This is a genomic window from Nisaea acidiphila (genome assembly GCF_024662015.1).
Classification (GTDB): Bacteria; Pseudomonadota; Alphaproteobacteria; order Thalassobaculales; family Thalassobaculaceae; genus Nisaea; species Nisaea acidiphila.
On sequence record NZ_CP102480.1, the window covers coordinates 42,654 to 68,282 of the forward strand.

Sequence of the window (25,629 nt, forward strand, 5' to 3'; positions counted from 1 at the left end):
CTTGATCTACAATAAGCCTCTCCTCGAAGGGACCGCGAAGGTCGCTTTCTCCGCTGCGCCGGAAGGCCACGATGCTCGGGCATTGCTCGAAATCGCAGAGACTCACGGCGGCATCGTACATGTCGCCCGTGACGACTCGCGGCTCGCTATCCTCCGCCAGTCTCTCGCCTTCTTTGCTCCGGATGCGACGGTTCTTACGCTCCCTGCCTGGGACTGCCTGCCTTATGACCGCGTCTCGCCGCACGGAGACCTGATCAGTCAACGCGTGGAAACCCTTGCGCGGCTTGCTTCAAGTGGTCTTCAGGGCGGCGCGATCCTCCTGACGACGGTGAACGCCTTGCTGCAACGTGTTCCGCCGCGGAGTTTTTTCACCGATGTCGGTCTTGCGATCGCGCCCGGCGAAAGCAAACCGGTCGAGGAGATAGCCGCTTTTTTTGAGGCGAACGGTTACCACCGGGCCGCAACTGTCCGCGAGGCGGGCGAATATGCCGTGCGCGGGGGCATCGTCGACGTCTTCCCGCCGGGCGCCGAGGAACCGCTCCGGCTCGACTTCTTCGGCGACGAGCTGGAGACGATCCGCGCGTTCGACCCGGTCAGCCAGCGCACCACTGGAAAGCTTGATTCCTTCGAGATCTTCCCGGTCGGCGAGTTCCGCCTCGACGAGGAGAGCATCCGTCGCTTCCGCTCCGGATACCGGACCTATTTCGGCGCCGAGATTTCCAAGGACCCGCTCTACGAGGCGGTGAGCGAGGGCCGGCGCCATGTCGGCATGGAACACTGGCTGCCGCTCTTTCACGACGATCTCGAAACCCTGCTCGACTATACCGGCGGCGCGCCGATCACCTTCGACCACCAGGCGGATGCTTCCATCGGCGCGCGGTTCGAGCTGATCGAGGAGTATTTCGAGGCGCGGAAGAGTTTCCATGACCGCGGCACCCCTGACGGCGGCGTTATATACCGCCCCCTGCCGCCGGACAGTCTCTATCTGACGCCGCGCGACTGGGAGAGCCTGGATCGCGGACACCCGACCGGGCGTTTCACCCCGTTCGCCTTGCCGGAAGGCGGCAGCGAAGGACGGATCGTCGTGGACTGCGGCGGGCATGGCGGAACAGGCTTCGCCGAAGCCCGGGCGCGGCCGGATACGGACCTCTACGGCACGGTGCGCGATACGGTCCTCGAAGAACTCGAAAAGCGCCGGGTACTGATCGCCGGATATACGTCCGGCTCCCGCGACCGCCTGGTCTCGCTGCTGCAGGAGCACGGGCTGGAGCGCCTTGAGCCGGTGAACTCCTTCAAGGAGGCGGCCGACCTGCCGGCGGGCACCGCAGCCGGTGTCGTTCTGCCGCTGGAGCAGGGTTTCGCCAGTGATGATCTGCTCTGCATCGCCGAACAGGACATTCTCGGCGAGCGACTTGCACGGCCGACGGTCCGTCGAGGCCGCCGGGGCGAGGAGTTCCTGCAGGAAGTCTCGGCACTGCACGAAGGCGACTATGTCGTCCATGTCGAGCACGGAATCGGCCAATATGACGGTCTGGAAACGCTGGAGATCGGCGGTGCACCGCACGATTGCCTGAGGCTGATCTATCTCGGCGGCGACAAGCTCTTCGTGCCGGTCGAGAATATCGAGGTGCTGTCACGCTATGGCTCTGGCGAGAGCGGAGCGCAGCTCGACAAGCTCGGCGGCGCCGCGTGGCAGGCCCGCAAGGCGCGGGTGAAGAAACGGCTGCGAGACATGGCCGAGCAACTGATCCGTCTCGCGGCTGAGCGCGAGATCCGGGAAGCGGAGCCGGTTGCGCCTCCGCCCGGAATTTTCGACGAGTTCTGCGCCCGCTTCCCCTATACGGAGACTGACGACCAGCTGAAGGCGATCGAGGACACGCTTGACGACCTCAATCGCGGTCGTCCGATGGACCGGCTGGTCTGCGGCGATGTCGGTTTCGGCAAGACCGAGGTTGCACTGCGCGCCGCGCTCGTCGTTGCCATGCAAGGCTTCCAGGTCGCCGTCGTGGTACCGACCACGCTGCTCGCACGCCAGCACTACAACCAGTTCACCGAGCGCTTCAAAGGCCTGCCGATAAAGATCCGCCAGCTATCCCGGATGGTTCCGGCAAAGGACCAGACGGCGGTGAAGGAAGAGCTGGCGAGCGGCGATTGCGGGATCGTCATCGGCACTCATGCCGTGCTGGCGAAAAACATCCGCTTCTCCAATCTCGGCATGGTCATCGTCGACGAGGAACAGCATTTCGGCGTGGCCCAGAAAGAGCGCCTGAAAGAACTTCGCTCCTCGATCCATGTTCTGACCCTGACCGCGACGCCGATCCCGCGCACGCTGCAGATGGCGCTGAGCGGCGTCCGGCAAATGAGCCTGATCACCACACCGCCGGTCGACCGTCTGGCGGTCCGCACCTTCGTCATGCCCTATGACGGTCTCGTCATCCGGGAAGCGATCATGCGCGAGCACTATCGCGGCGGTCAGACCTTCTATGTCTGTCCGCGCCTGGAAGATCTACCCCGCGTCCACGACCGGCTGACGCAGCTGGTACCGGAAGTCCGCGTCGCAACCGCGCATGGCCGTATGACTCCGGCGGAACTGGAGAAGGTGATGACCCAGTTCTGCGACGGGCATTACGACATCCTGCTCAGCACCAACATCGTCGAATCCGGCCTCGACATCCCGAACGCGAACACGATCATCATCCATCGCTCGGACATGTTCGGCCTCGCCCAGCTCTATCAGCTGCGCGGCCGGGTCGGGCGCTCCAAGACGCGGGCTTATGCCTACCTGACGACCCATCCGACCAAGATCCTGACGGCCGACGCAAAGCGCCGGCTGGAGGTCATGCAGACGCTTGATAGTCTCGGCGCCGGCTTCAGCCTCGCAAGCCATGACATGGATATACGCGGCGCGGGCAACCTGCTCGGCGAGGAACAGTCGGGGCAGGTGAAGGAAGTCGGGATCGAGCTTTACCAGACGCTGCTGCAGGAAGCGGTGCAGGCGGCGCGGGACGGTGGCTTCGCCGCGGATCACGAGCCGGAGGAGCAGTGGACGCCGCAGATCTCCCTCGGCACCCCGGTGCTGATCCCCGAGAGCTACGTGCAGGACCTGACGGTGCGGCTCAGCCTCTATCGGCGCATCGCCAATCTCGTGGACGAGGCGGAGATCGACAGTTTCGCGGCCGAGCTCGCGGACCGGTTCGGCACCCTGCCGCCGGAAGTGGAGAACCTGCTCAAGATCATCGCGATCAAGCAGCTCTGCAAGCTGGCGGGGGTCGAGCGGGTCGATGCCGGGCCGAAGGGTGCCGTGATCAGCTTCCGCAACAACGATTTCGTCAATCCGCGCGGTCTCGTCGGCTTCATCGCCAAGCAGGCCGGCAGCGTCCAGCTCCGCCCGGATCACAAGCTAGTCTACCGGCGGGCCTGGGAGAAGAAAGATGTCCGCGTACGCGGCCTGACCGACCTGATGCAGGAATTGGTCGCGATCGCTGCCTGACACGCTCCCGGGATCGCTACGCACACATTAGTGTTCAGTCGGCATTGGCAACCCGACGCATGACCCGGTAGCCTTTCCTGCCATGGAAAGCGTTTGGGGAGCTTGCCATGTTGGAACAACCGTTCGAACTGCCGTGCGGGGCGATCCTGAAGAACCGGATCGCAAAAGCCGCGATGTCGGACGATCTTGGAGACGGGCGGGGGTGCCCAACCGATGCGCAGGCGCGCCTCTACCGCCTGTGGGCGCAAGGCGGGGCGGCCCTGTCGTTGATCGGCGAGACCCAGATCGGCCCCTGGGCACCAGAGACCTATGGCAATCTCGTTCTGGACCCCTTGCAGGGGGCACCCGAATTCAGGCAGCTCACGGCTGCCGCCACGGAGCACGGCACCCACTTCTGGGCACAACTCGGGCATGCGGGCGTCCTTGCTGCTCCGGTTGACGGGAAAGCGATCGGACCATCTGATATCGATCATCCGGAGATCCAGGCACGGGCCATGACCGGCGCGGAGATTGCCGCACTGCCGAAGGCTTACGCACGGGCCGGAGCAAACGCCCGGACACTGGGCTTCACAGGCGTCGAGATCCACGCGGCCCACGGTTTTCTCCTCAGCCAGTTCTTATCGCCTTTCTTCAACCGGCGGACCGACGAATGGGGCGGCAGCCCCGGCCGGCGGATACGGCTTCTGCTTGAGGTGATCGAAGCGGTGCGAGCGGAAGTCGGGGCCCGTTTTCCCGTGGCGGTGAAGATCAACGCCACGGACCAGCTCAAGGGTGGCCTCACGGAAGAAGATGCGCTCGGCATTCTGGCCGTATTGCAGGAAGCCCCGGTCGATCTGATCGATATCAGCGGCGGTGCCTATTTTCCCGGTGCCGCAGCGGCAAGCGACGGGGCGGGAAAGGGGCCTTATTTCCTGGACTTCGCCCGGGCGGCACGGGCACGGATATCCAAACCCCTGATGAGCGCCGGCGGGTTCAAGCACCGCGAAGAAGCGGAAAAGGCGGTTTCGACAGGCGCCTTGGACCTCGTCGGACTGGCGCGGGCTCTGGTCGTGGAGCCTGCGCTTCCGCGCGCGTGGATATCCGGCGATAGCCTAGAGCCGGCTTTCCCACGTTTCGACGAACGCCCGCCCGGCGGAGTGACCGCCTGGTATACGGAGCGGCTTCGGGAACTCGCCTCACTGGACGCTACCGGCCGGGATCAGCCGCTTTCGGCCGCGCTTGAAGCGGTCACCCGTCGCAAGGCCGCGAACGGCGATCTCTGGAAGCGGCATTTTGTGGAAGCGTGAGAGGTCAGCGCTCTTCCGGTGCTATCCCGCGTATCCGAGCAACATGAGCGTCTATGTCAGCGCGCTCGTATTTCGAATGCACGCGCTTGTCGGACGGCGGGCGGAACTCCCGGCCGAGCTTGAGGTCGGGCCTCCAGGAACGAAGCGGACGGACCGGCCGCGGCACAAAGTTCCCGCCACAGGTCGGGCATACATCGAACAGCACCGTCTCGACGCAGTCCGCACAATAGGTGCATTCGTAGGAACAGATCCGGGCTTCGGGCGAGTCAGGAGGCAGGTCTTTGTCGCAGAGCTCGCAGTTCGGCCGGAGTTCCAGAGCGACCATGGGCCGGATCAGGCCTGATTGGCGACCGCGGAGCTTTCGGACGCATCGAGATCGAAGAGCGGGAAGAAAGCCTCCGGCTCCTGCGCGCCTGAGACCGCATATTGCCGATTGAAGATGAAGCAGGGCACCCCGTTTATCCCGTTCTCGTAGGCAAAGCGGGTTTCGGCCATCACTTCTGTCGCGCCGCCCTTGCCTTCGAACCATTCGCGGACTTCACCCGCATCCATGCCTGATGCCTCGGCAAGCCGCACGAGATTGTCGATGTCGCCGATATCGACGCCTTCGATGAAATAGGCGTTGAACAGGTTCTCCACCAACGCGTCCGAGGTGCCTTGCGCGGTCGCGAGATTGATCGTGCGATGCGCAAGAACCGTGTTTGGTGTCCGCTGAATGAGGTCGAAACGGAAATCGATCCCTTCGCCGTCACCGGTCCGCCGGATGTTGTCGTATATCTGCTGCGCACGTTCCGGGCCGCCGAACTTGTTCTCGAGGTAGGCTTGGCGCGACATGCCCTCTACCGGCATATCCGGATTGAGCTGGAAGGCGCGCCACTGGATCGTCAGATCCGGCAGCGGTCGGGATTTGAGGGCGCGCTCAAGCCGGCGTTTTCCGATGAAACACCAGGGGCAGATTACGTCGGAGAAGATATCGATCTGGGTCATTCAGGTCCGGCTCCCGGGGCCGTCATGCTCGCTTTCGTGGCGCTCTCGCAGCTTTCGCCCCCGCGCTTGACGCCAAATTGAAACGAAGAAACGATGTCACGCAATTAACACAGGGAAACATCTGGGGGCGGCGATGTCGATATTTGAAACAGGGCTGGAGAGGAACGACGCGAATTACGCGCCGCTCACCCCCTCCGATTTCTTAGAACGGGCCGGGACGACCTTTCCAGAGAAGATCGCGATTATTCACGGTGAGTTGAACCGTACATACGGTGATTTTCTGAACCGGTGCCGCCGTTTAGCCGACGCTCTTCGCAAACGCGGAATCGGCTCCGGCGACGCCGTGTCCGTGCTCGCCCCAAACACACCGGCGATGCTCGAAGCGCATTACGGCATTCCCATGTCGGGAGCAGTGCTGAATGCGATCAATACGCGGCTGGATGCCGCGACCATTGCCTTTATCCTCGATCACGCCGATTCGAAGCTCGTCCTGGTCGACAAGGAATTCGCGCCGGTCATGGAAGAGGCGCTTTCTCTGGCCGAGGTATCGCCCCCGGTGATCTGGATCGACGATCCGCTTGCTGAAGACGGCAAGCCACTCGGCGAGAAGGAATATGACGACCTGCTTGCGGAAGGCGAGCCGTCGCCGCACTGGCCGCGTCCCTCGGATGAGTGGCAATCGATGTCCCTCAACTACACTTCCGGGACGACGGGTAACCCGAAAGGCGTCGTCTATCATCACCGCGGCGCCTACGTGAACGCGATGGGGAATGCCATCGCATTCGGGCTGACCTCCGCCTGCCGCTATCTCTGGACCCTGCCGATGTTCCACTGCAACGGCTGGACCTATACTTGGGGCGTGACGGCAGTCGGCGGGACCCATGTCTGCCTGCGCAAGGTCGACCCGGCCCAGATCTTCGACCTGATCGCGCGCCACAACGTGACCCATATGTGCGGCGCGCCGATCGTGCTCACCATGCTGATCCACGCGCCGGCGGAGCAGAAAACCAGCTTTTCGCAGCGGGTCCATATCGCCACCGGCGGGGCGGCCCCGCCGAGCGCAGTGATTTCCGCGATGGAGACGATGGGCTTCGCCGTGACCCATCTCTACGGGCTGACGGAGACCTATGGTCCGTCGACGATCTGCGCCTGGCCGCCAGAATGGGATTCGCTGGAATTGGAAGAGAAGGCGCAGAGAATGGCGCGTCAAGGCGTCTGGTATCCGACCCTGGAAGGCATGAAGGTCGCGAATCCCGATACCGGTGAAAACGTTCCGGCCGACGGCAAAACCATCGGCGAACTTTGCCTGCGCGGAAACACGGTGATGAAAGGGTATCTCAAGAACCCGAAAGCGACCGCCGACGCGCTCGGCGACGGCTGGTTCCGAACGGGGGATCTCGCCGTGCTCCATCCGGACGGCTATGCCGAGGTCAAGGACAGATCCAAGGACATCATCATCTCCGGCGGCGAGAACATTTCCTCCCTTGAGATCGAGGAAGTGCTCTACAAGCACCCGAAAATCATGGAGGCGGCCGTGGTCGCCAAGCCGGACGAGAAGTGGGGCGAGACGCCCTGCGCCTTCGTGACGGCCGCTCCGGGAGCCGGAGGTATCGGTGCGGAGGAAGTGACTGCCTGGTGCAAGGAACATATGGCGTCCTTCAAGACCCCTCGCACGATCGTCTTCGGCGATCTGCCGAAGACCTCGACGGGAAAGATCCAGAAATTCGTGCTGCGGGAGAGGGCAAAGGGGCTCTGAGCCCGGCTTGCTAGACCCGGAACCGGTCCAGCACCGCCGGATCCGGCTCGAACCCGATGCCCGGTCGATCCGGCACCGCGACCGTCCCTTTTTCCGGAAGCGGGATGGATGGGTCGAGATATGCCGCCGGTTCGATATAGAGATGTTCGAACTGCTCGCAATTCCGCCGGGCGGCCATCAGATGCAGCGTCGCCCAGTAACCAGGACCGAAATAGGGGGCGTGCGGCATGACGGCCGATCCGTGCCGCTCCGCGAGATCGCACACCTTGAGGAACTCCGATATCCCTCCGACCTTCGTCACACTAGGCTGGATATAGCGGATCGCCGGAGCGGTTCGCGCGAACTCGACGGCGGTGCAGGCATTCTCGCCGCTGGCGATCGGCACTCCGAAGTCGCGCTGGAGAGCGCCTAGCGTAGCCGCATCGTCTGGCGGGAAGACGGGTTCCTCGACCCAATAGAGGTCGAGCCGCTTCATCTCCGGCAGGATCTCGCGGGCCTGGTCCATTGACCAGTTGCAGTTCACGTCGGTCGACATTTTCGTCGCCGCGCCGGCGCCCTCCCGGCCCGCCTCGATTGCATCGAGCGCGATCTCGTGCAGTTTGACCGTACGATAGCCTTCCGAGACCACCTTGGATGTAAAGCTGCGCACCAAGTCCGGTTCGCCGTAGCGCACCAAGCTCGCATATGCGGGCAGGGTGGTGCGGGGGCTGTCGGCGAGCAACGCGGCAAGGGGAACGCCTTCCGACTTCGCCTTCAAATCCCAGAGCGCGATATCGACGGCCGATATCGCGAAGACGGTTATGCCATAGCGTCCGTGCAGGTGGAGGCGCTGCTGCAGCTCGAGATTGAGCGCGCCGATGTCGCTAACATCACGGCCGACGAGCAGCGGCGCCACCATGTCCTCGATTGCGGCGACCGTCGCCCGGCGACATGAGTAGGCGAAGCCGTCGCCCCATCCGACCAGCCCGTTTTCTGTCTCAAGCCGGACCAGCACGAAGTCGAGCATGGTCCATTTCGTCGGCATGAGGCCGACACCCGGACTGCCATCCTCGAACGGGATCCGCAGCGGGATGACGTCGACGGATTTGATCTTCATAATTTGGTTTCCCCCTGACGCTTCGCGCCTCCGCGATCTTATTTTTTGTCGAGATTGAGGCGGTAGACCTGAACCGCGCCGCTCCTTCCCCTGAGTTCATGCTGCCCCACCTCTTCGAGATCAGGTGGGTTACCGGCCGCTTCCGCAGTCTCTTTCGAGACAAGCACACAAAGATCGGTGTCCGGAGCGATCTGCTTCCCGAGCTGTTCCAGACGGTTCGCGACATTCACAGTGTCGCCGATCATGGTGTAGTTGATCCGGCCCGGCGCCCCGATATTGCCGACCACAGCCCGGCCGGTGGCGATCCCGAGACGAATCCGGACGACGCGCTTGCCTTCCTTTTGCCGACGCTCATTGTCGGCCCGGAGCAGCTCACCAATCCGCCGGACCGCCCTGAGGCAGGCTTCGGCATGATCCACCCGTTCGGCGGGTGCGCCCCAGAAAGCCATCACGCTATCGCCGACATACTTGTCGATATTGCCGCCCTCGGCCTCAATCGCATCGTTCATCAGCGTGAAGTGATCGTTCAGCAGCTCGACGATCTCCGCGGCCGGCGCACTCTGCGAGATCGTGGTAAAGCCGACAATGTCCGAGAACAGCACCGTGATCTCGCGATCCACGGAGGAAATGCCGCTCGGTTCGGCCTGGTCGAGGATCGCGCGCACGAGTGAACGCGGCACGTAGATGCCGAACTGGGCGAGGCCGAGCACCATCTGGTTGAAGGCCGAGGCGGCGTCGTTGAACTCCCTAACGGAGTTTCCGCCGATCGGCGGGACATCGTTGAAGTCGAGTTTGGCGACGGCATTGGACGCCGACGCGAGTTCCGTGACCGGCCGGCGTATTCGCTCGGCCAGTTGCCACAGACGCAGCATCGCGAGCGCCATGACGACCAACCCCGCAAGACCGCCATAGGTCAGGTAACGGATCATATCCGTATAGCTGGAAGCGTTCTCATCGACATAGATACCGACAAGATAATCGCCGTTAAGCGTGGCCGGGATTCTAAGCGTAAGGGCGAGGTAAGTCGTCCCGTCCACTTCGGCCCGGAGGACATCGATCCCATCGCCGTCTTCCAGTTCGGCCATCTCGTGCAATTCAGGATCGAGAAACGCCTCCAGGATGGTGTCCCCAATGTCGGAAGCGTGCAGGAGAGGGCGCTCGGAGGTCATCATCCCGGAGACGCTTCTATCAGTTAGCTTCGGGTGCGCGATAATGTAACCGTTGTCGTCGAGGACGAAGACCTGGCCGCCGACGAGATCCACCCGGCTCGCGAAGACCGATAGGTCATAGAGGGAGATGGCGCTCGCCGCGAATCCGAGATAGGTGCCGTCGTCGCCATAAACCGGACTCCGGATCGTCACCAGCGTGGTGCCTGCCACTTCAGAGAAGATCGGACGGGCAATGTAAGGCTCTCCGGCCAGGCGCGCTTCCTCGACCACGCGCGCAGCCTCGGATCCGGGCGCATACGTTTCCATGCGGCTTCGACCGTTCGACTCGATGATCTGATAGCGGCCGTTGGTCCAGAAGAATGCCATTCCGCGAATCTGCCTATGCAACGTCATCGCGGTATGCGTCATCTCGACTTCGAGTGGATCCAGCGGTTCCGGTTCCGCAAGGACGCGAGCACCAATCGCCTCGGCGGCGTCTCTGGCGGGCTCCATATGCGCTTCGAGGAAACGGGCCGTGGTGTGAATGACGTTCCCCGCATTCTCCCGAAGGACGACGAGCGCGCCCTGGGTTCCGAAGAACATCGTCACCGCCATGATCGCGACGAGGGCGGCAAGAAACAGTCCGCCAATGTCCCTCAGCAAAAGAGTGCGAATTGTGATTCGTGCTTCGGGCGAGAGATGCTGCGTGTCGCTTTTCATGAGACCCCGAAACGCTCCCGGTAGCTCTCTGCGTTGCCCAGACTCTCGGCCTCGTACAGGCCACGTGCGATGGCGCGGGCAAGACAGTTGGCCGCATATCCACCCAATCTGGCAAGGTCCGACGCCGGATCGGCCAGCGGACGCTGTCCGGTAGAGACTCCGAACACCGTATCGCCGTCGAAAGGCGTATGGGCCGGCCTGATCGCATGGGTGAGCCCCTGTTGCGCCATGATAGCAAACTGTCGGCACTGCGCCTTGGAGAGCGCGGCATCGGTCGCGACGATGGCGATCGTTGTGTTTTCGCCGCGCCCCGCGAGTTTTGGCAGTTCGACGGCGGGGTTACGGTCTTCCGCAACCGGCACGATCCCGCCGAACTCGCCATCGATCTCGAGATCCCAGGAAAAGAAGGCACCGGAAACCGGATGGGCGGCCGCACCGACCGCATTCACCGCCACGAGCGCGCCAACCATCGTCCCGTCCTGCAATCGGATCGACGCGCTGCCTAGCCCGCCTTTCAGGCCGCTCGCCTGCGCGCCATATCCGGCCCCCGCGTTACCGAGCCCAAACCGCTCCCCGACGTCACCGAGCGCGGCCAGGCCAAGGGCAGGATAGGGACTGGTTTCGCCCCACGCCTTGTCGCCTTCATTGTTGAGATCGAACAGGATCGCCGACGGCACGATCGGCACGATCGACGCACCTGCCTGATAGCCGATACCACGTGTCCGCAGGCCGCTCATCACGCCGCCCGCCGCATCGAGACCGTAGGCGGAGCCGCCGCTCAGGACGATTGCATTCACGCGTTCGACCGTGGCTTCAGGCCGCAACAGATCGAATTCGCGGCTTCCCGTGCCGCCGCCCCGCGCATCGACGGAAGCGACCATCGCTCCGTCCGTCGGAAGCAGCACGGTAACGCCGGTCCGCACGCCCACATCATGGGCGTTCCCGACGCGCAAACCCGGTACATCAGTGATCAGGTTACGGTCGCCCGGCCTCGGCTCCATGTGCCCTCCCCAAAACGGCATACCCGATGCCCTAGGATCGTCTATTGGACTGATCGGACAAAGTCTTTATATACACGGCGTTCTCCAATAAGGACGGATTGATGAGTTCCCTGGACCAAGCGGTCGAGCGTCGGCGCACATTCGCGATCATCGCGCACCCCGATGCCGGTAAGACCACGCTTACTGAAAAACTGCTGTTGTTCGGCGGCGCCATCCAGATGGCGGGTGCTGTCAAGGCGCGCGGACAGCAGCGGCGCGCGCATTCCGACTGGATGAAGGTCGAGCGCGAGCGCGGCATCTCGGTTGCATCTTCCGTCATGACCTTCGATTACGGGACCAACACCTTCAATCTGCTCGATACGCCGGGTCACGAGGACTTCTCTGAGGACACCTACCGGACCCTGACGGCGGTCGACAGCGCGATCATGGTGATCGACGGCGCGAAGGGTATCGAGGAACAGACCCTCAAGCTGTTCGAGGTCTGCCGCCTGCGCGACGTGCCGATCATTACTTTCGTCAACAAGATGGACCGCGAGGCGCGCGACAGTTTCGAGCTGCTCGACGAGATCGAGCAAAGCCTCGCGCTCGACGTCACTCCGGCCAGCTGGCCGATCGGCATGGGGAAAAGCTTCAAGGGCTGCTACGACCTGCTGAACGACAAGCTCATCCTGATGGATCGCGGCAGCCACGATGCACCGGACGAGGGTCTGACATGCAACGGCCTCGACGATCCGAAGCTGGACGAGCTGTTACCCGCCTCGGCTGCGGCCCAGCTCCGCGAGGAAGTCGAGATGGCGCGCGAGCTCTGCCCTGCATTCGATGCCGAGGCATTTCTTGGCGGACACATGACTCCGGTCTATTTCGGCAGCGCAGTAAACAATTTCGGCGTGCGCGAGCTGCTGGGCGGTGTCGCTAAATATGCGCCGTCCCCGCGCCCGCATCCGACGAAATCCCGCTCGGTCTCCCCGGACGAGAAGAAGGTCGCGGCCTTCGTCTTCAAGATCCAGGCGAACATGGACCCCAAGCACCGTGACCGTATCGCTTTCGCTCGCATCTGTTCCGGCCATTTCAAGCGCGGCGCCAAACTGAAACATGTGCGCAGCGGCAAGACCGTAAACATCCACAACCCCGTGATGTTCCTGGCCCAGGACCGCGAGATCGCGGACGAGGCCTGGCCGGGCGACATCATCGGCATTCCGAACCACGGCAACCTGCGCATCGGCGATGCGCTGACCGAAGGCGAGGATTTGCAGTTCAGCGGCATCCCGAGCTTTGCGCCGGAACTTCTGCAGCGGGTTCGGCCCACCGATCCGCTTCGGGCCAAGCATCTTGAGAAGGCAATCGTGCAACTCGCGGAGGAGGGCGCTGCGAAAGCCTTCAAAACGAGGATCGGCGGAAGCTGGATCGTCGGCGTTGTCGGTGCGCTGCAGTTCGACGTTCTGGCGGACCGTATCCGGACGGAATATGACGTACCGGTCACCTTTGAGACAGCCGGTCTCCACACCGCCCGCTGGCTCGAGGCGGACGACCCGGCGGAATTGAAGAAGTTCATCGACGCCAATCAGGGCGACCTCGCCGACGACCATGACGACATGCCGGTCTTCATGGCCCGCAACGGCTGGCACTTACAGCACACCGCCGAGAATTGGCCGAAGGTCCGCTTTCTCAAGGTGAAGGAACAGATGGCCTAGTGCCGGTAGCGGCTTTCCAAACCGTTGTTTTTCCCGCATTCGCGAGAACGACGATTTTCGCCTACGGCTTGGTGGCTCATCCCTCTAGCTGGGTCTTCCAGAACCCGAGCAGATCCCGCTCCATGTTTTCCATGCTGTAATAGCCGGCCGTCTTCTTTCCCGCGGCGATCCTTGCGGCCGTGGCCGTCTCGTCCTCCAGGACTTCGACAGCTTCGGCGACGCGTTCGACGCAGCGTTGGACATCTTCCTGTCCGCACCAGAACCCGTTCATGTCGTTCGCGTACTCGTCTCCCCCCTGGCCGGTGAATCCCACCACAAGGCAGCCCGCCGCCATCGCTTCGATCGGCGGCAGGCCGAAACCTTCCATCCGGTTCAGACTGAGAAAGAGGGCGCATTCGCGCAAATGCCTGGCCGCCTCCTTCTCCTGCATGTTCTCGACGCGGATCCATTCGAGATCTCCGTGATCGGGAAAACGGAGCCGGAAGGACTGCCGGATGAAATCCGCCTGCAGCCCGAGCTTGCGCGGCATATAGGCGATCCGATGCTTCTTTGTCTCCGGATGGTAGAGCGCCGGATCGATGCCGTAGCGGATCACCGGCACGTCCTTCATCGCGAAATTCTGTTCCAGAAATTCCGCGATCTTGCGGCTGCTGGCGACCACCGTTTGAACACCGTAGGCGGCGAAATCCACTCCTTCGCCGAGGCCCGGGAAGACATAATGATGGTTCTGGCAGAAGACGATTTTCCTTACCGGGAGTCCTGCAACCTGCCGGTAGATCTCGTTGCGGTCTTCCGGAATGACGAGGATATCGTCTGCCTGAAGCTGGAAACTCGCATCAAGATTGATCAAGGGGACGTCGACCTCGAAGAACGGGGAGCCCGTTCCCCCGGCCTGCAGGATGGAGGCTTCATACCCGTGCCGCCGCAGCATGCCGACATGTCGGTAAAGGGTTCGGACCCCGCCGGTCGGCTGGGAGAAATTGATCGAAAGAAACAGAATGCGCGGGCCGGCCACGGGCGGCATCTCCCCAACTCAGGAAACGATGCCGCCACTATGGCGGAAAGCGGATCAAAGGGCCAACCGCCCGCCCGCCGCATCAGCCGACAGGTTCTATCCGGCACTGATAGCAATTGTTCCTGGCCGAGCGGGCATGGACATAGCGAACATCAGGATGTCTCAGGATGTCGTCCGCAGTCGCGGCGATTTCGCTCACATCGACGACTGTTCCGGTCCCGTAGACTATTCGGTCGTCCGCGCCGTAGCCGCGCAGCATGATTGTCTCCCAGTCCCGGAACATTGCGGGTAGCTCTGAGAACGCCTCGTAGCGCGAGCAGGCTCCGGCATGCAGGAAGATTGGACCGATCTCTGCATAAGGCTGCGCCGCGGGGAAGGGGCGATGGGCGAACACCAGATACTCTTCGCCCGCCGCGATGTTCTGGAGGCAGTGCCGGCATGGCATCGAGCCGCCTTCCGAGACCTTGCGTTCCGGCACCTGGCCGTTGGCGTCGGCTCCACCGGACTGATAATGGCGGGCTATTTCGGTTTCGAGGGCGAGGTAGCGCTTTTCAGTCATTAGTCCGGCTCCGTGAATTGGGTCTCGATGATCCCAATCCTTCACGCTGCCGGCCCGACGCGATATCCGAGTCTTGCGGCGCAAGTCTATTTCGATTTCCAGGCCTGCCAGAGATCCTGCAACTGGAACCCCCAATATGCGCATTGCGCGATCGCCGGTCCCAGCGGGCCGCCGGCGAAATCGAGACCGAACGGCGCGAACAGCTTGTAGCTTTCGTCGCCTTCCGCGATCGCCTTCGCAACGACCTCGCCGCCGGCGGTTGTCGCGCACATGCCGTGGCCGCCATATCCCTGATTGTACCAGACTCCCTCTGAAAGCTGCCCGATCTGCGGCATCTTGTGCACCGCGTAGCCCATGGTCCCGGGCCAGGCGACCGCGGCCCGGACCCCTTCGAGCTGGGGATAAATGCGGAGAATGTCGCCGATCATCTTCTGTTTCAGATTACGCGGCGACAGGTTGGAACTGACCCGTCCGCCCCAGAGCAGGCGCGTATCCGGCAACGCCCGGTAGTAGTCGCCCGCGAGGCGGCTGTCGGAAGTGCCGTACGGAGCCTTGATCGCCTGCTCCAACCGATCGCCGAGCGGTTCCGTCAGGACGACATAGGTACCGACCGGTAACGTCGCCCGCGAGAGTTTCGGGTGCAGATGGCCGATATAGCCGGAGCAGCAGATCACCACCTGGTTCGCGGAAATGCTGGCGTGCGCGGTGTCGATCCGCTTCCGGTCGCCCGTCAGGTCCATATGCGTGACCGCGGCATTCTCGAAGATCCTCGCGCCATTGCCGGCACAGGCATCGGCAATGCCGTTGGTGAAGTTCAGGGAATGGAACTGGAACGCGGTCGGATCGAGGAGGCCTTCGTAATATCTTTCGGTTAGATACAATTCGCGCATCCGCTCGCGGCTCTGAAAAGTGAGTCCGATTCCGAAACGCTCGTTCATCTTGTCCGCGTGGGCCCTCAGGCTATCCGCATTCGCGAACCAGGACGCCTTCATGATGCCCGGCCGCATCGGTCCGGCATCAATTCCGTAGCGCTCGATACGCTGCTTGATCAATTCAAGCGCATCCAGCGTCAGTCGGGCGAGGGCATCCGCATCCTCGCGGCCGACCCGGGCTTCAATGTCGCCGATGCCGAGGCTGTAGCCACCGCCGACAAAGCCCCCATTGCGGCCGGAGGCCCCCCAACCCACGCGTTTTGCTTCTAAGAGCACTACGTCGCGGCCCCGTTCGGCGAGCCCCAATGCCGTCGCGAGACCCGCCATTCCCCCTCCGATGATACAGATGTCGCAATCCGTATCCTCCACAAGCGTGGGACGGGCGGCCGGTGCGCGGAGCGTCCGGTGGTAATAGCTATCGATGTAGGTAGCAGCTTGTTGCACCGGGATGATCACTCTTCTTGCTTGTTTTCGGTATCGCGGTCATCGACCGGCAAGGTTCTTATCCCGTGTCGGGAACGAGGGGTCAATTTGTGGGGAGTCTCACAGCTCTGATGCGATGAAGCGACTAGTTCGCATAGTCGAGCCACCCTTTGGCTTCGCAGTTAAAAATTTATTCAGGAATTTCGTTTAAATTTTTATTTAGAAAACAGGGGATTAGCCGCCGAAATGATGTCATATTATGCGCTGACAATCGTTCATAATGTCTTTCGCTCTTTAAACTTTACAAATCGAAACCATTTTGATGGAATAGTAACAGTTCGTAAGCACACGCTCATCCGATGCGGAGGCAAACCATGACCGTCCAGACCCTTCGACGCTCTGCCCTGAAGATAGATTCGGCCGATATCGCCCTCGACGGCGGTTCCGTCGAAGATGTCCGCGCGAGCTATATGGAGCTGACGGCAATGCTTGATCGGCTGCACCGGCGGTATCTTGATGTCGTCCGTGTGGAGCTGGAGAGCATGGGGATCAACAACATAAATCCCTCTCAGGCTCTTATGCTTGTCGGGATCGGTGACGAGGACATTCCCGTGCGGGATCTCATCCATCGCAAGGGTTATCAGGCCTCGACCGTGTCCTATAACGTCAAGAAGCTCTCCGAATACGGATATCTGGAGCAGGAGCGGGCTGCGCATGACCGCCGCTCGGTACGTCTGCGGCTTTCCCCCAAGGGCCGCGACGTCGTCGCTCGCCTGCGCGACCTGGAGCAGCGTCACATGGAATTCACCAACGGCCGCGCCGACCTTGCCAAGGAAATGGAAGCGGCAACGGCGACTTTGCGCCAGCTCGATCAAATCTGGGCCGAATACATAACTTTCGGCTAAGCCCCACCCCCGAGGGACCCTGAACGCGCCGCTTTTGCGGCGCGTTTTTTATTGGCTCTGACGGTCTAGAGTTCGCCGGTCATGACATAGCGGAGAATCGCGGCGACTTGCGCCGGTGTTTCGGCGACGGCCAGTGCCGCTCCGTCCACCTCTTTCAACGGATGTGTCAGGGATGGATCGTGCTGCACGATAAGCGGTTTTCCGAGCGCGGCCGCGTATCCAGCGTCGAACGCCGCGTTCCACTGCTTGTATTTGTCGCCGAAACGCACCACGACGACATCTGCCCGCTCGATCAGCGTGCGGGTCCGGATTGCATTGACTTTCGCCCCCTTGTGATCAGCCCAGAATTTGTTTTCCTCCGCGCCGAGGATGGCCACTCCGCAATCGTCGCTGTTTTCGTGCACTGTAACCGGCGCCGTAAAGGCGATGTGCAACGCCGCTGCTGTAACCGCGTCCTCGATCTCCCGCCGCCAGTCCGTATGAATTTCTCCGGATAGATAAACTTCGAGCTCTGCCATTTTTTCCTCCTCTCGGATCCGCACCTCTTGATACCCGATATGCCGGGTGATTCCAGTGGGCATTCCGCAAGCGGAAGACGGAATGGGGGCGGATTTCCGCATTGCCGCTTTGTAGAGCATGTTTACGAATCTTTATTGAAATACAGTCAAATTTGAGCCGGTTTCGCTATGGAGAGGATCCCATGCGTCTGGTCAGAATTTTTCCGGCGATCGCCGCCGGACTGCTCCTTCTCGGCGGATGCGGTGAGCCGGCCCCGATCAAGGTCGGCTTTGTCGGCGGGCTGGAAGGCCGCGCCTCCGATATTGGCATTGCCTCGCGCAACGCGCTTCAAATGGCCGTCGATGAAGTGAACGGCAGCGGCGGGATCGATGGGCGTATGATCGAGCTCTTCGCTCGGGACGACAACGGGACGGCAGAAGGAGGTGCTGAGGCCTCCAGATCCCTGGTCGAAGAAGGCGTGGCGGCCATTATCGGCCCGAACCTGAGTGTTGTTGCCTCAGGGATGTTGCCTGTCATCAACGATGCGAAAGTGGTGACGATATCGCCGACCGTTTCATCAACCGCGTTCGTCGGCAAGAACGACTACTTCTATCGGATCGGCTCTTCGACCACCCAATATGCCGAGGCCTATGCGGAATACTGCTGGAACGCAGGATACAAGACCGTCGCGGCGGCGCTTGACGGCCGCAATGCGGTGTTTTCTGAAAGTTGGCTCAAGGAGTTCCGGCGTGCGTACGAGAATCTGGGCGGCAAAGTCGTCACCGCAGAACTTTTCGACGCGTCGCTTGGCGGGGAGTTTTCCCGTATCGCCGATATCCTGCTGGCAAGCGATCCAGACGCGCTTCTCTACATTGCGAATGGTGTCGACACCGCCCAGTTCTCACAGCAAATCGTAAAGAGAAACAGCCAGGTGCCGAGCCTCGCGGCCGAATGGGCCGCCTCCGAAGGTCTGATCGAGCTCGGAGGCAAGGCGGTGGAGGGGCTGGTCGTCCTCCAGACATACGATCGATATGACAGCACGCCGCGCTACACGAAGTTTCGCGATGCCTATATAGATCGTTTCCGTTCCGATCCCGGTTTCTCCAGCATCGCTGCATACGATGGCGCCGAAGCATTATTTTCTGCCTTGCGCGCATGGGATGGTGAAGGGGATCTCAAATCGGAGATGGACGCGCTTCCGGACGTGCGTGGGCTACAGCAGACCGTCGATTTCGATGAATTCGGCGACAGCAGGCGCAAGCTTGTCTTTGTCTCGGTTCGCGACGGCAAATTCGTCCGTCAATGAAGGCTCCCTTCGCGCTGTCTCTTCGGTCGGCCCTGACCCTTTTATTTGTCGTAACCCCGCTGGTCGCGATGATCGTCGTTGGCTCGATTGCCTTGGCGGTTCGCCTGCCGCAAATCGCGGAAGAAAACAGTGCGCTCGCCAAGGATGCCGCGAGTGACGTTGCGGCTCGTCTGGAAGGTTACCTGCGTTCGCTTGAGGACCGTTTCAGGGTTCTCGCCAACGCAATCCCGGAGATGCCTGTCCACGAGATCTATCATCTACTGGAATCTGCGCGGGGAGGCGGTCTCGATGCGATCTTCCTGCTGGACAAGAGCGGAACACTGGTTGATGCCAGCATCGAAGGTTATGCCCCCGAATTCGTTGAAGAACTTGAGGGTATCGACATGTCCGGCAACAAGCTGTTTCGGGAAGTTCTGGATACCGGGGCTGTTGCCTGGAGCGATACGCATCTTTCGGCGATTACCGGCAAGGTGACCGTCGGAGTCGCCGCTCCGGTGCACGCGACGGGACAGGTGATCATCGGCGAGATCCCGCTTCAGCAAATCGTATCCATCAGCCGTTTCACTCGCAGCGGACCGCAACTCGAGCTCTGGATCATCGATCGACTCGGCGAAGTGGTCGCCGATACCGGCATGGCCCGCTCGGGAAGGCAAAATCTCTATCACTTGCCGATCGTGCGAGCTGCAATCGATGGCCTGCCTTTTCCCGACAGGCTGACCTTCAACGGCCGGAAATATTTCGCCGGAGCGGAGTATTCCGAATCCTTCGGATGGCTTTTCGTGAGTAGAATTCCCAGCGGCATGGACAATGCGGCGACTCGGAATACGGTAGCCATCATCATCGTCGGTTTCGTCGCAACGTCCATCCTTGGCGCGCTTCTCGCACCGCTCTGGGCGCAGGTAATGACGAAGACGGTGCAATCGGTCATCGGCCGTTCACGTATGCTCGCCTCCGGTCAACCGCCATCGTCCTGGCCGTCCAGCCCGATAAGGGAATTTGATCAACTATCGAAAGACCTTGAAGCTATGGCTGGCGCGCTGGTGAACCGCGAGGAAACCCTGAAAGGCATGAACGAGGCCCTGGAAACACGAGTTCAGGAACGAACCCGGGACCTGGAAAAAACGAACGCTGAACTTTCCGAAACACTCGGCAATTTGCAGCTGGCACAGGGCGAATTGATCGAGGCCGAGAAACTCGCCGCCCTCGGTCGGCTGGTTGCGGGCGTTGCGCATGAGCTGAATACGCCTCTCGGCAACAGCAAGCTCAGCCTTTCAGCCCAGGAACATGAGATTAAGCGTTTTGAGGAACTCGTCCGGAAGGGCCTGCGGAAGTCGGATCTAACGGCTTTCATCGACCGAATGAAGCAAGGCACCTCGGTCGCCGGGCTCAATATCGATCGGGCATGCAACCTGATTGTCAATTTCAAGCAGGTCGCCGTCGACAGGACCGCATCTTACCGCCGGAACTTCAGGCTCTCGGAGCTGGTCAGTAGCACCGTGCTCACGCTCGAACCGTCGATACGGAAAGAGATAGAGGTTGTCGTCGAAGAGATACCCGACCGGATCGAACTCGACAGTTATCCGGGCGAATTCGGGCAGGTCATCACAAACCTCATCGACAATGCCAACAAGCATGCATTTCCCGACAAGGCGGGCAATATTCGGCTGACCGTGTCGGAGCCGGATCCCGGGACCGTCTGTCTGACGGTCGAAGACAATGGAATCGGGATGGAAAAGAATGTCGTCGAGCAGGTCTTCAACCCGTTCTTCACCACCAAGTTCGGGCAGGGCGGAACAGGCCTCGGGATGCACATCGCCCATAACGCGGTGACCAATATCCTTGGCGGGACCCTGACGGTTACGAGCGTTCCGGGTGAAGGCACGCGGTTCGTTGTCACGGTGCCCCTGGTTGCGCCGGAGCCGGATGCCGAGGCCGAAAGCGAAGATGCGACACGCTCCACAGCAGACCTCGAGCCAAACTACGAGATCTGACCCGCCGGTTCGAAGTCGCGCCCCCCAAGCCTGTGCCGCGTTTCGTTGACAATCCAAATTCAAAAAGCTGAAATCAAGCTGTCACATGCGATGGCATCGGCGGCCCGAAATAAATGTGGGCTCCCCGCGGAGAGGGGCGATGTGCAGAAGAATGCCACGGATGCGGCGGGAGGATTTGGCACAACGAAATTCGGTGAAATGTGTCCGGAGGGGTCCGGAACACAGGCCGTTTTGCTTTTCGGGGGACTGATATGACTTTTATTTCGCGCCGCCAGGCTCTGACCACGCTGGCCGCTCTCAGCGCCGTATCCATGCTGCCGGTGGCCGCCAACGCCGCCGACAAGATCAAAGTCGCGGGCATCTACACACAGCCGATCCAGCAGAAATGGGATGCCCGACTCCACCAGGGTCTGGAGGCTGCCAAGGCCGCAGGCAAGATCGAATACTCCTATTCGGAAAAGGTCTCCAACACCGACTATATCCGCGTGTTGCGCGAATATGCCGAGAGCGGCGTCCAGCTGATCGTCGGCGAGGCCTTCGGGATCAGCCGGGAGGCGCGCAAGGTGGCGGACGAATATCCGAATGTCGCCTTCCTGATGGGCGACCCGTTCAAGCCCCACGGCAGCAATTTTTCCGTCTTCGACAACTACATTCACGAGCCCTGCTACCTGATGGGCATCATCGCCGGGCACATGACCAAGTCGAAAAAGATCGGCATGGTCGGCGGTTACCCGATCGGCGAGGTGAACCGGCTGTTCCACGCCTTCATGAACGGCGCGCGCTCGGTCGATTCCTCCATCCAGTTCAAGGTCACCTTCATCGGCTCCTGGTACGACCCGCCGAAGGCCAAGGAAGCCGCCTTCGCGCAGATCGAGTCGGGTGTCGACGTGCTCTATGCCGAGCGCGCCGGCGTTGTCGATGCGGCGCGCGAGAAAGGCATCATCGCATTCGGCAACGTGAACGACATGAACAAAGAGGAGAACGGCAAGGACGTCGTCGTCACCTCCGCGCTCTGGCACATGGAAGAGGCGATCGCCCATGCCATCGACCTCGTGAAGGCCGGCAACTTCAAGGCCGAGGACTACAAGGAATGGACCATGATGCAAAAGGGCGGCGCCAGCCTCGCCCCGTATTATGAGTTCGAGGACAAGATCCCGGCCGAGGCGAAGGCCAAGGTTGCGGACCTGAAGGCGAAGATCCTCTCCGGCGAGTTCACGGTCGAGATCAACGACGAAGAGCCCAAGTCGACCTTCTGATCCTGCGCGGGGTTTCCCCTGTGACAACATCACCTGACTCTGTGACGCCCCTGCTTTCCTTCAGGGGCGTCACCAAACGCTTCGGCCCGCTGACGGCGAACGACGCGATCTCGCTCGACCTTAGGGAGGGCGAGGTCCTGGCGCTGCTCGGCGAGAACGGGGCCGGCAAGACCACGTTGATGAACATCCTCTTCGGCCATTACGTCGCGGACGAGGGGGAAATCCTGATCGACGGCACACCGCTGCCGCCGGGTTCGACCGATGCCGCGATTCATGCGGGGATCGGCATGGTGCACCAGCATTTCACCCTTGCCGAGAACCTGACGGTCCTGGAGAACATCACGCTCGGGACCGAGCCGCTGTTCTCCTGGCGCCGGAACATCCGCGCGGCGCGCGCGAAAATCGCTTCCATGGCTGCCGATTACGGCCTTGAGGCCGATCCGGACATGCTGGTCGGCGAGCTATCCGTCGGCGAGCGCCAGCGGGTCGAGATCCTGAAGGCGCTCTATCGCGACGCCCGCATCCTAATCCTCGACGAGCCGACCGCGGTGCTGACGCCGCAGGAATCCGACAGTCTCTTCCAGACCCTGAAGAAGCTGACCGCACGCGGCCTCGCGGTGATCTTCATTTCCCACAAGCTGAACGAGATCCTTAGCCACACCGACCGGGTCGTGGTCCTTCGCCGCGGCAAGGTCGCAGGGACGGTCAGAACGTCTGACGCCGACCGTGCGGGCCTGGCTCGGATGATGGTGGGCGAGGAGGTCAAGCGCCCGACCGCCGAGCAGATGGCGCCGGGCGCGCCCGTCGTCCGGCTAGCTGCGGTTTCCTGCAAGGCCGGATCGGAAGCCCAAAGCCTAAAGTCGGTCAGCCTCGAAATCCGCGCGCACGAAATCGTCGGCCTCGCCGGAGTCGCCGGCAACGGACAGCGCACGCTCGCGAGCCTGCTGTCGGGCCTCGCCGTCGCGGACAGCGGCAATGTCGAGATCCTCGGCGCGCCCGGAACCGACGATCCTACGGAGCTGGTCGCACGCGGTGTTGCCCGCATCCCGGAGGACCGTCATGCGACCGGCGTGGTAGGCGAGATGCCTCTCTGGGAGAACATCATCAGCGAGGAGCGCCGCAGCGCGGAGATCGCCCGCGCCGGGATTGTCATAGACAAGGCTAGGGCGCTCGAACGGACCCGGGATCTGATCAGGGAATTCGACATCCGCTGCGAAGGCCCGGAAGCCGAAACCCGTTTGCTTTCAGGCGGTAACATGCAGAAGCTCATTCTCGCGCGGGTGCTGTCGCGCGGGCCGCGCTTCATCCTCGCGAACCAGCCGGTGCGCGGTCTCGACGAGGGGGCGATCGCCTATGTGCAGCGCCGCCTGCTTGAGGCCCGCAAAGAGGGCGCCGGCATTTTGCTGATTTCGGAGGACCTGGACGAGCTCTTCGCGCTGAGCGACCGGATCTCGGTAATGTATCACGGTCATCTGACTCCGGCACGGCCGGTTTCGGAGCTCACGGTCGGCGAGGTCGGGCTGATGATGTCCGGCCAGGGCGCGGAGGCCGCCTGATGCGTATCGAGGCACGGCAGCAGGTCGAGGTCTGGCGCGTCGTTCTGGCACCCCTTGTCGCTGTCCTGGCGGCCCTGGTACTCGGCGCGGGGCTGATCCTCTGGGCGGGTGAGGCGGTGCTAGCCTCTTACTGGGCTCTGCTGAAAGGCGCCCTCGGCTCCGCTTTTGCCATCAACGAGACGCTGACGCGAACCACGCCGCTGATCTTTACCGGTCTCGCTGCGGCAGTCGCCTTCCGCGCCAAGTTCTACAATATCGGCGCCGAGGGGCAGCTCTATTGCGGGGCGCTGGCCGCGACCTTTTTCGGCACCGGTCTGATTACCCTTCCGCCTGTCCTGATGATCCCCTTCCTGATGCTGGTCGGCGCCATCGCCGGCGGCGCCATCCTGATCGTGCCGGTGCTGCTGAAGACCCACATGAAGGTCGACGAGGTGGTCACGACGCTGCTGCTGAACTTTGTGATCCTGCTGCTCGTCGGCTATCTCCTCGAAGGTCCCTGGAAGGACCCCATGTCCCTCGGCTGGCCGCAGGCCGCGCCGATCGTGGACGAGGGGATCTGGCCCCTGCTGCTTGCCAAGGGACGCCTTCATCTCGGTTTCATCTTCGCGCTGATCGCTGCCGTGCTGGCCTGGGCGCTGATGCGCTTCACCGTCTGGGGCTACGAGATCCGCGCCGTCGGCCTGAATGCGTCGGCCGCCGGGTTCGCCGGCATCGGCGTCAATGCGACGGTGATCCGCACCGCGCTCATTTCGGGCGGCCTCGCCGGGCTCGCCGGTGTCAGCGAGGTGGCCGGGCTCAAGGGATACCTGACACTCGATCTCTCCCCAGGCTTCGGTTATGCGGGCATCGCCGTCGCCATGCTGGCGCAGTTGCATCCGCTCGGCGTCATCCTCTCCGCCTTCTTCATCTCGGCCGTCTATGTCGGCGCAGACGCGATGAGCCGGAGCACGGACATCCCGACCTATATCGCGGACGTCCTGGTCGGCCTTTCCGTCCTTACCATCCTGGTCAGTGTCATGCTGACCCGCTATCGCATCCGCTGGAGCTGAGGCGATGATTGGCGACCTGCTCGAAATCCTCGTCACCGCCGGCTTCTGGGCCGCGACCATCCGGATCGTCAGTCCGCTCATCCTCGGCACCCTCGGGGAGCTGATCTGCGAGCGGGCAGGGGTGCTCAATCTCGGCATCGAGGGCATCATGACGATGGGCGCGATGGCCGGATGGATGTGGGTCTACCAGGGCGGAGACCTCTGGGGCGGCATCGTCTTCGCTGCCTTTATCGGTTCGCTTTTCGGCTTGTTTCACGCGAGTTTCACGGTCTATCTCGGCCTCTCGCAGCACGTGACGGGCATCGGTATCACGCTGTTCGCCTCGGCCCTCAGTTACTACGTCTTCCGCATGCTGCTGCCCGATGCGACGACGCCACCGAAGATCGTTCCGTTCCAGCCATTCGCCGTACCGGTGCTCTCCGACATCCCCGTCTTAGGCGAAGCGCTTTTCACCCAGACGCCGCTGACCTACCTGGCGCTGCTTTCGGTGCCGGCCGTCTGGTACGTGCTTGAGCGCACGCCGCTCGGCCTCGCCGTCCGGATGGCAGGGGAAAACCCGGTCGCGGTCGAGAGCCAGGGCATCGACGTGCTGGCGGTGCGTACCGGCGCCGTCATGATCGGCAGCGCCTTTATGGCGATCGGCGGCGCCTTCATCACCATGAGTGCCTTCGATGCCTTCTATTTCGGTATGATCAACGGCCGTGGCTGGATCTGTGTCGCGCTGGTGATCTTCGCTTCATGGCGTCCCGGCAAGGCGCTGCTCGGTGCGCTGCTTTTTGCCGGACTCGACGCCCTGCAGGTCCGGGCGCAGCAGCTTGCCGGCGCGCAGATCCCCTATCAATTCTTCCTCATGGCCCCGTACCTACTCTCCATCGCCGCCATGGTGGTCATGGCGCGGCGGGCGCGGTATCCGAAGGCGCTTCTGGTGCCGTTCCGGCGCGGTGACCGGGTCTGATCAAAAGGT

At 62.1% G+C, this 25,629-nt stretch carries 20 protein-coding genes; 11 read left to right on the plus strand and 9 right to left on the minus strand.

The window, feature by feature from the left end; genetic code table 11:
- Position 1 precedes the first annotated feature (1 nt).
- Positions 2–3,490 (plus strand): transcription-repair coupling factor, encoded by a 3,489-nt coding sequence (gene mfd, locus NUH88_RS00220; protein ID WP_257769183.1) that lies wholly within the window; start codon positions 2–4, stop codon positions 3,488–3,490.
- 107 nt (positions 3,491–3,597) lie between these two features.
- On the plus strand, positions 3,598–4,776 hold the full coding sequence (locus tag NUH88_RS00225) for an oxidoreductase (RefSeq protein ID WP_257769185.1): 1,179 nt from the start codon (positions 3,598–3,600) through the stop codon (positions 4,774–4,776).
- 4 nt (positions 4,777–4,780) lie between these two features.
- Here the strand turns inward: NUH88_RS00225 and NUH88_RS00230 are convergent, their stop codons facing one another.
- Both NUH88_RS00230 and NUH88_RS00235 read right to left on the minus strand, forming a co-directional pair.
- The gene (locus NUH88_RS00230) at positions 4,781–5,101 is read right to left on the minus strand and encodes a DUF1272 domain-containing protein (RefSeq protein WP_257769187.1); all 321 of its coding nucleotides are present in this window, start codon (positions 5,099–5,101) and stop codon (positions 4,781–4,783) included.
- An 8-nt stretch (positions 5,102–5,109) separates the two neighbouring features.
- Complete coding sequence (locus NUH88_RS00235) at positions 5,110–5,763, minus strand: DsbA family oxidoreductase (protein WP_257769188.1); 654 nt, start codon at positions 5,761–5,763, stop codon at positions 5,110–5,112.
- Positions 5,764–5,896: 133 nt separating this feature from the next.
- On the opposite strand from NUH88_RS00235, the gene NUH88_RS00240 reads away from it, so the two are divergent.
- Complete coding sequence (locus NUH88_RS00240) at positions 5,897–7,519, plus strand: acyl-CoA synthetase (RefSeq protein WP_257769190.1); 1,623 nt, start codon at positions 5,897–5,899, stop codon at positions 7,517–7,519.
- Positions 7,520–7,529: 10 nt separating this feature from the next.
- On the opposite strand, the gene NUH88_RS00245 is transcribed toward NUH88_RS00240, so the two are convergent.
- From NUH88_RS00245 to NUH88_RS00255, 3 genes are read right to left on the minus strand one after another with little or no spacing between them, the layout of a single operon-like run.
- Positions 7,530–8,615, minus strand: coding sequence for a mandelate racemase/muconate lactonizing enzyme family protein (locus tag NUH88_RS00245; protein WP_257769191.1), 1,086 nt, complete (start codon positions 8,613–8,615; stop codon positions 7,530–7,532).
- 38 nt (positions 8,616–8,653) lie between these two features.
- Positions 8,654–10,483 (minus strand): adenylate/guanylate cyclase domain-containing protein, encoded by a 1,830-nt coding sequence (locus NUH88_RS00250; protein ID WP_257769193.1) that lies wholly within the window; start codon positions 10,481–10,483, stop codon positions 8,654–8,656.
- Positions 10,480–11,484 (minus strand): P1 family peptidase, encoded by a 1,005-nt coding sequence (locus NUH88_RS00255; protein ID WP_257769195.1) that lies wholly within the window; start codon positions 11,482–11,484, stop codon positions 10,480–10,482. Before NUH88_RS00255 ends, NUH88_RS00250 begins: the two co-directional genes overlap by 4 nt.
- Positions 11,485–11,585: 101 nt before the next feature.
- Between NUH88_RS00255 and NUH88_RS00260 the strand changes: the two genes are divergently transcribed.
- Positions 11,586–13,175, plus strand: a complete 1,590-nt coding sequence (locus NUH88_RS00260) for a peptide chain release factor 3 (protein ID WP_257769196.1) — start codon at positions 11,586–11,588, stop codon at positions 13,173–13,175.
- Between the two features lie 76 nt (positions 13,176–13,251).
- Here the strand turns inward: NUH88_RS00260 and NUH88_RS00265 are convergent, their stop codons facing one another.
- The 3 genes from NUH88_RS00265 to NUH88_RS00275 form a co-directional block, all read right to left on the minus strand.
- The gene (locus NUH88_RS00265; RefSeq protein ID WP_257769198.1) at positions 13,252–14,190 is read right to left on the minus strand and encodes a glycosyltransferase; all 939 of its coding nucleotides are present in this window, start codon (positions 14,188–14,190) and stop codon (positions 13,252–13,254) included.
- Positions 14,191–14,272: 82 nt separating this feature from the next.
- Positions 14,273–14,749: a DUF1203 domain-containing protein gene (locus NUH88_RS00270; RefSeq protein WP_257769200.1), complete on the minus strand. Its 477-nt coding sequence runs from the start codon at positions 14,747–14,749 to the stop codon at positions 14,273–14,275.
- Between the two features lie 86 nt (positions 14,750–14,835).
- Positions 14,836–16,137, minus strand: coding sequence for an NAD(P)/FAD-dependent oxidoreductase (locus tag NUH88_RS00275; protein WP_308220082.1), 1,302 nt, complete (start codon positions 16,135–16,137; stop codon positions 14,836–14,838).
- 341 nt (positions 16,138–16,478) lie between these two features.
- On the opposite strand from NUH88_RS00275, the gene NUH88_RS00280 reads away from it, so the two are divergent.
- The gene (locus NUH88_RS00280; protein ID WP_257769203.1) at positions 16,479–17,009 is read left to right on the plus strand and encodes a MarR family winged helix-turn-helix transcriptional regulator; all 531 of its coding nucleotides are present in this window, start codon (positions 16,479–16,481) and stop codon (positions 17,007–17,009) included.
- A 65-nt stretch (positions 17,010–17,074) separates the two neighbouring features.
- Here NUH88_RS00280 and NUH88_RS00285 read toward each other — a convergent pair whose 3' ends face one another.
- Positions 17,075–17,527: a YtoQ family protein gene (locus tag NUH88_RS00285; protein ID WP_257769204.1), complete on the minus strand. Its 453-nt coding sequence runs from the start codon at positions 17,525–17,527 to the stop codon at positions 17,075–17,077.
- 182 nt (positions 17,528–17,709) lie between these two features.
- Between NUH88_RS00285 and NUH88_RS00290 the strand changes: the two genes are divergently transcribed.
- The 6 genes from NUH88_RS00290 to NUH88_RS00315 all read left to right on the plus strand — a co-directional run bounded on the left by NUH88_RS00290 (position 17,710) and on the right by NUH88_RS00315 (position 25,620).
- Positions 17,710–18,813: an ABC transporter substrate-binding protein gene (locus tag NUH88_RS00290; protein WP_257769205.1), complete on the plus strand. Its 1,104-nt coding sequence runs from the start codon at positions 17,710–17,712 to the stop codon at positions 18,811–18,813.
- Entirely contained in the window at positions 18,810–20,804 is a 1,995-nt protein-coding gene (locus tag NUH88_RS00295) for a sensor histidine kinase (protein WP_257769206.1), read from the plus strand. Before NUH88_RS00290 ends, NUH88_RS00295 begins: the two co-directional genes overlap by 4 nt.
- Before the next feature lie 251 nt (positions 20,805–21,055).
- Complete coding sequence (locus tag NUH88_RS00300) at positions 21,056–22,060, plus strand: BMP family protein (RefSeq protein WP_257769207.1); 1,005 nt, start codon at positions 21,056–21,058, stop codon at positions 22,058–22,060.
- 20 nt (positions 22,061–22,080) lie between these two features.
- Entirely contained in the window at positions 22,081–23,616 is a 1,536-nt protein-coding gene (locus tag NUH88_RS00305; RefSeq protein WP_257769208.1) for an ABC transporter ATP-binding protein, read from the plus strand.
- Positions 23,616–24,665: an ABC transporter permease gene (locus tag NUH88_RS00310; protein WP_257769209.1), complete on the plus strand. Its 1,050-nt coding sequence runs from the start codon at positions 23,616–23,618 to the stop codon at positions 24,663–24,665. Before NUH88_RS00305 ends, NUH88_RS00310 begins: the two co-directional genes overlap by 1 nt.
- Before the next feature lie 4 nt (positions 24,666–24,669).
- Positions 24,670–25,620 (plus strand): ABC transporter permease, encoded by a 951-nt coding sequence (locus NUH88_RS00315; protein WP_257769210.1) that lies wholly within the window; start codon positions 24,670–24,672, stop codon positions 25,618–25,620.
- Positions 25,621–25,629: the final 9 nt, after the last annotated feature.

Bases quoted from the DNA above. Each gene is read 5' to 3' on its own strand.
- NUH88_RS00260 (WP_257769196.1), top strand. From the start codon at position 11,586: ATGAGTTCCCTGGACCAAGCGGTCGAGCGTCGGCGCACATTCGCGATC.
- NUH88_RS00235 (WP_257769188.1), bottom strand. From the start codon at position 5,763: ATGACCCAGATCGATATCTTCTCCGACGTAATCTGCCCCTGGTGTTTC.
- NUH88_RS00315 (WP_257769210.1), top strand. From the start codon at position 24,670: ATGATTGGCGACCTGCTCGAAATCCTCGTCACCGCCGGCTTCTGGGCC.
- NUH88_RS00295 (WP_257769206.1), top strand. From the start codon at position 18,810: ATGAAGGCTCCCTTCGCGCTGTCTCTTCGGTCGGCCCTGACCCTTTTA.
- NUH88_RS00270 (WP_257769200.1), bottom strand. From the start codon at position 14,749: ATGACTGAAAAGCGCTACCTCGCCCTCGAAACCGAAATAGCCCGCCAT.
- NUH88_RS00240 (WP_257769190.1), top strand. From the start codon at position 5,897: ATGTCGATATTTGAAACAGGGCTGGAGAGGAACGACGCGAATTACGCG.
- NUH88_RS00245 (WP_257769191.1), bottom strand. From the start codon at position 8,615: ATGAAGATCAAATCCGTCGACGTCATCCCGCTGCGGATCCCGTTCGAG.
- NUH88_RS00290 (WP_257769205.1), top strand. From the start codon at position 17,710: ATGCGTCTGGTCAGAATTTTTCCGGCGATCGCCGCCGGACTGCTCCTT.
- NUH88_RS00230 (WP_257769187.1), bottom strand. From the start codon at position 5,101: ATGGTCGCTCTGGAACTCCGGCCGAACTGCGAGCTCTGCGACAAAGAC.
- NUH88_RS00250 (WP_257769193.1), bottom strand. From the start codon at position 10,483: ATGAAAAGCGACACGCAGCATCTCTCGCCCGAAGCACGAATCACAATT.
- NUH88_RS00310 (WP_257769209.1), top strand. From the start codon at position 23,616: ATGCGTATCGAGGCACGGCAGCAGGTCGAGGTCTGGCGCGTCGTTCTG.
- NUH88_RS00285 (WP_257769204.1), bottom strand. From the start codon at position 17,527: ATGGCAGAGCTCGAAGTTTATCTATCCGGAGAAATTCATACGGACTGG.
- NUH88_RS00225 (WP_257769185.1), top strand. From the start codon at position 3,598: ATGTTGGAACAACCGTTCGAACTGCCGTGCGGGGCGATCCTGAAGAAC.
- NUH88_RS00255 (WP_257769195.1), bottom strand. From the start codon at position 11,484: ATGGAGCCGAGGCCGGGCGACCGTAACCTGATCACTGATGTACCGGGT.
- NUH88_RS00280 (WP_257769203.1), top strand. From the start codon at position 16,479: ATGACCGTCCAGACCCTTCGACGCTCTGCCCTGAAGATAGATTCGGCC.
- NUH88_RS00300 (WP_257769207.1), top strand. From the start codon at position 21,056: ATGACTTTTATTTCGCGCCGCCAGGCTCTGACCACGCTGGCCGCTCTC.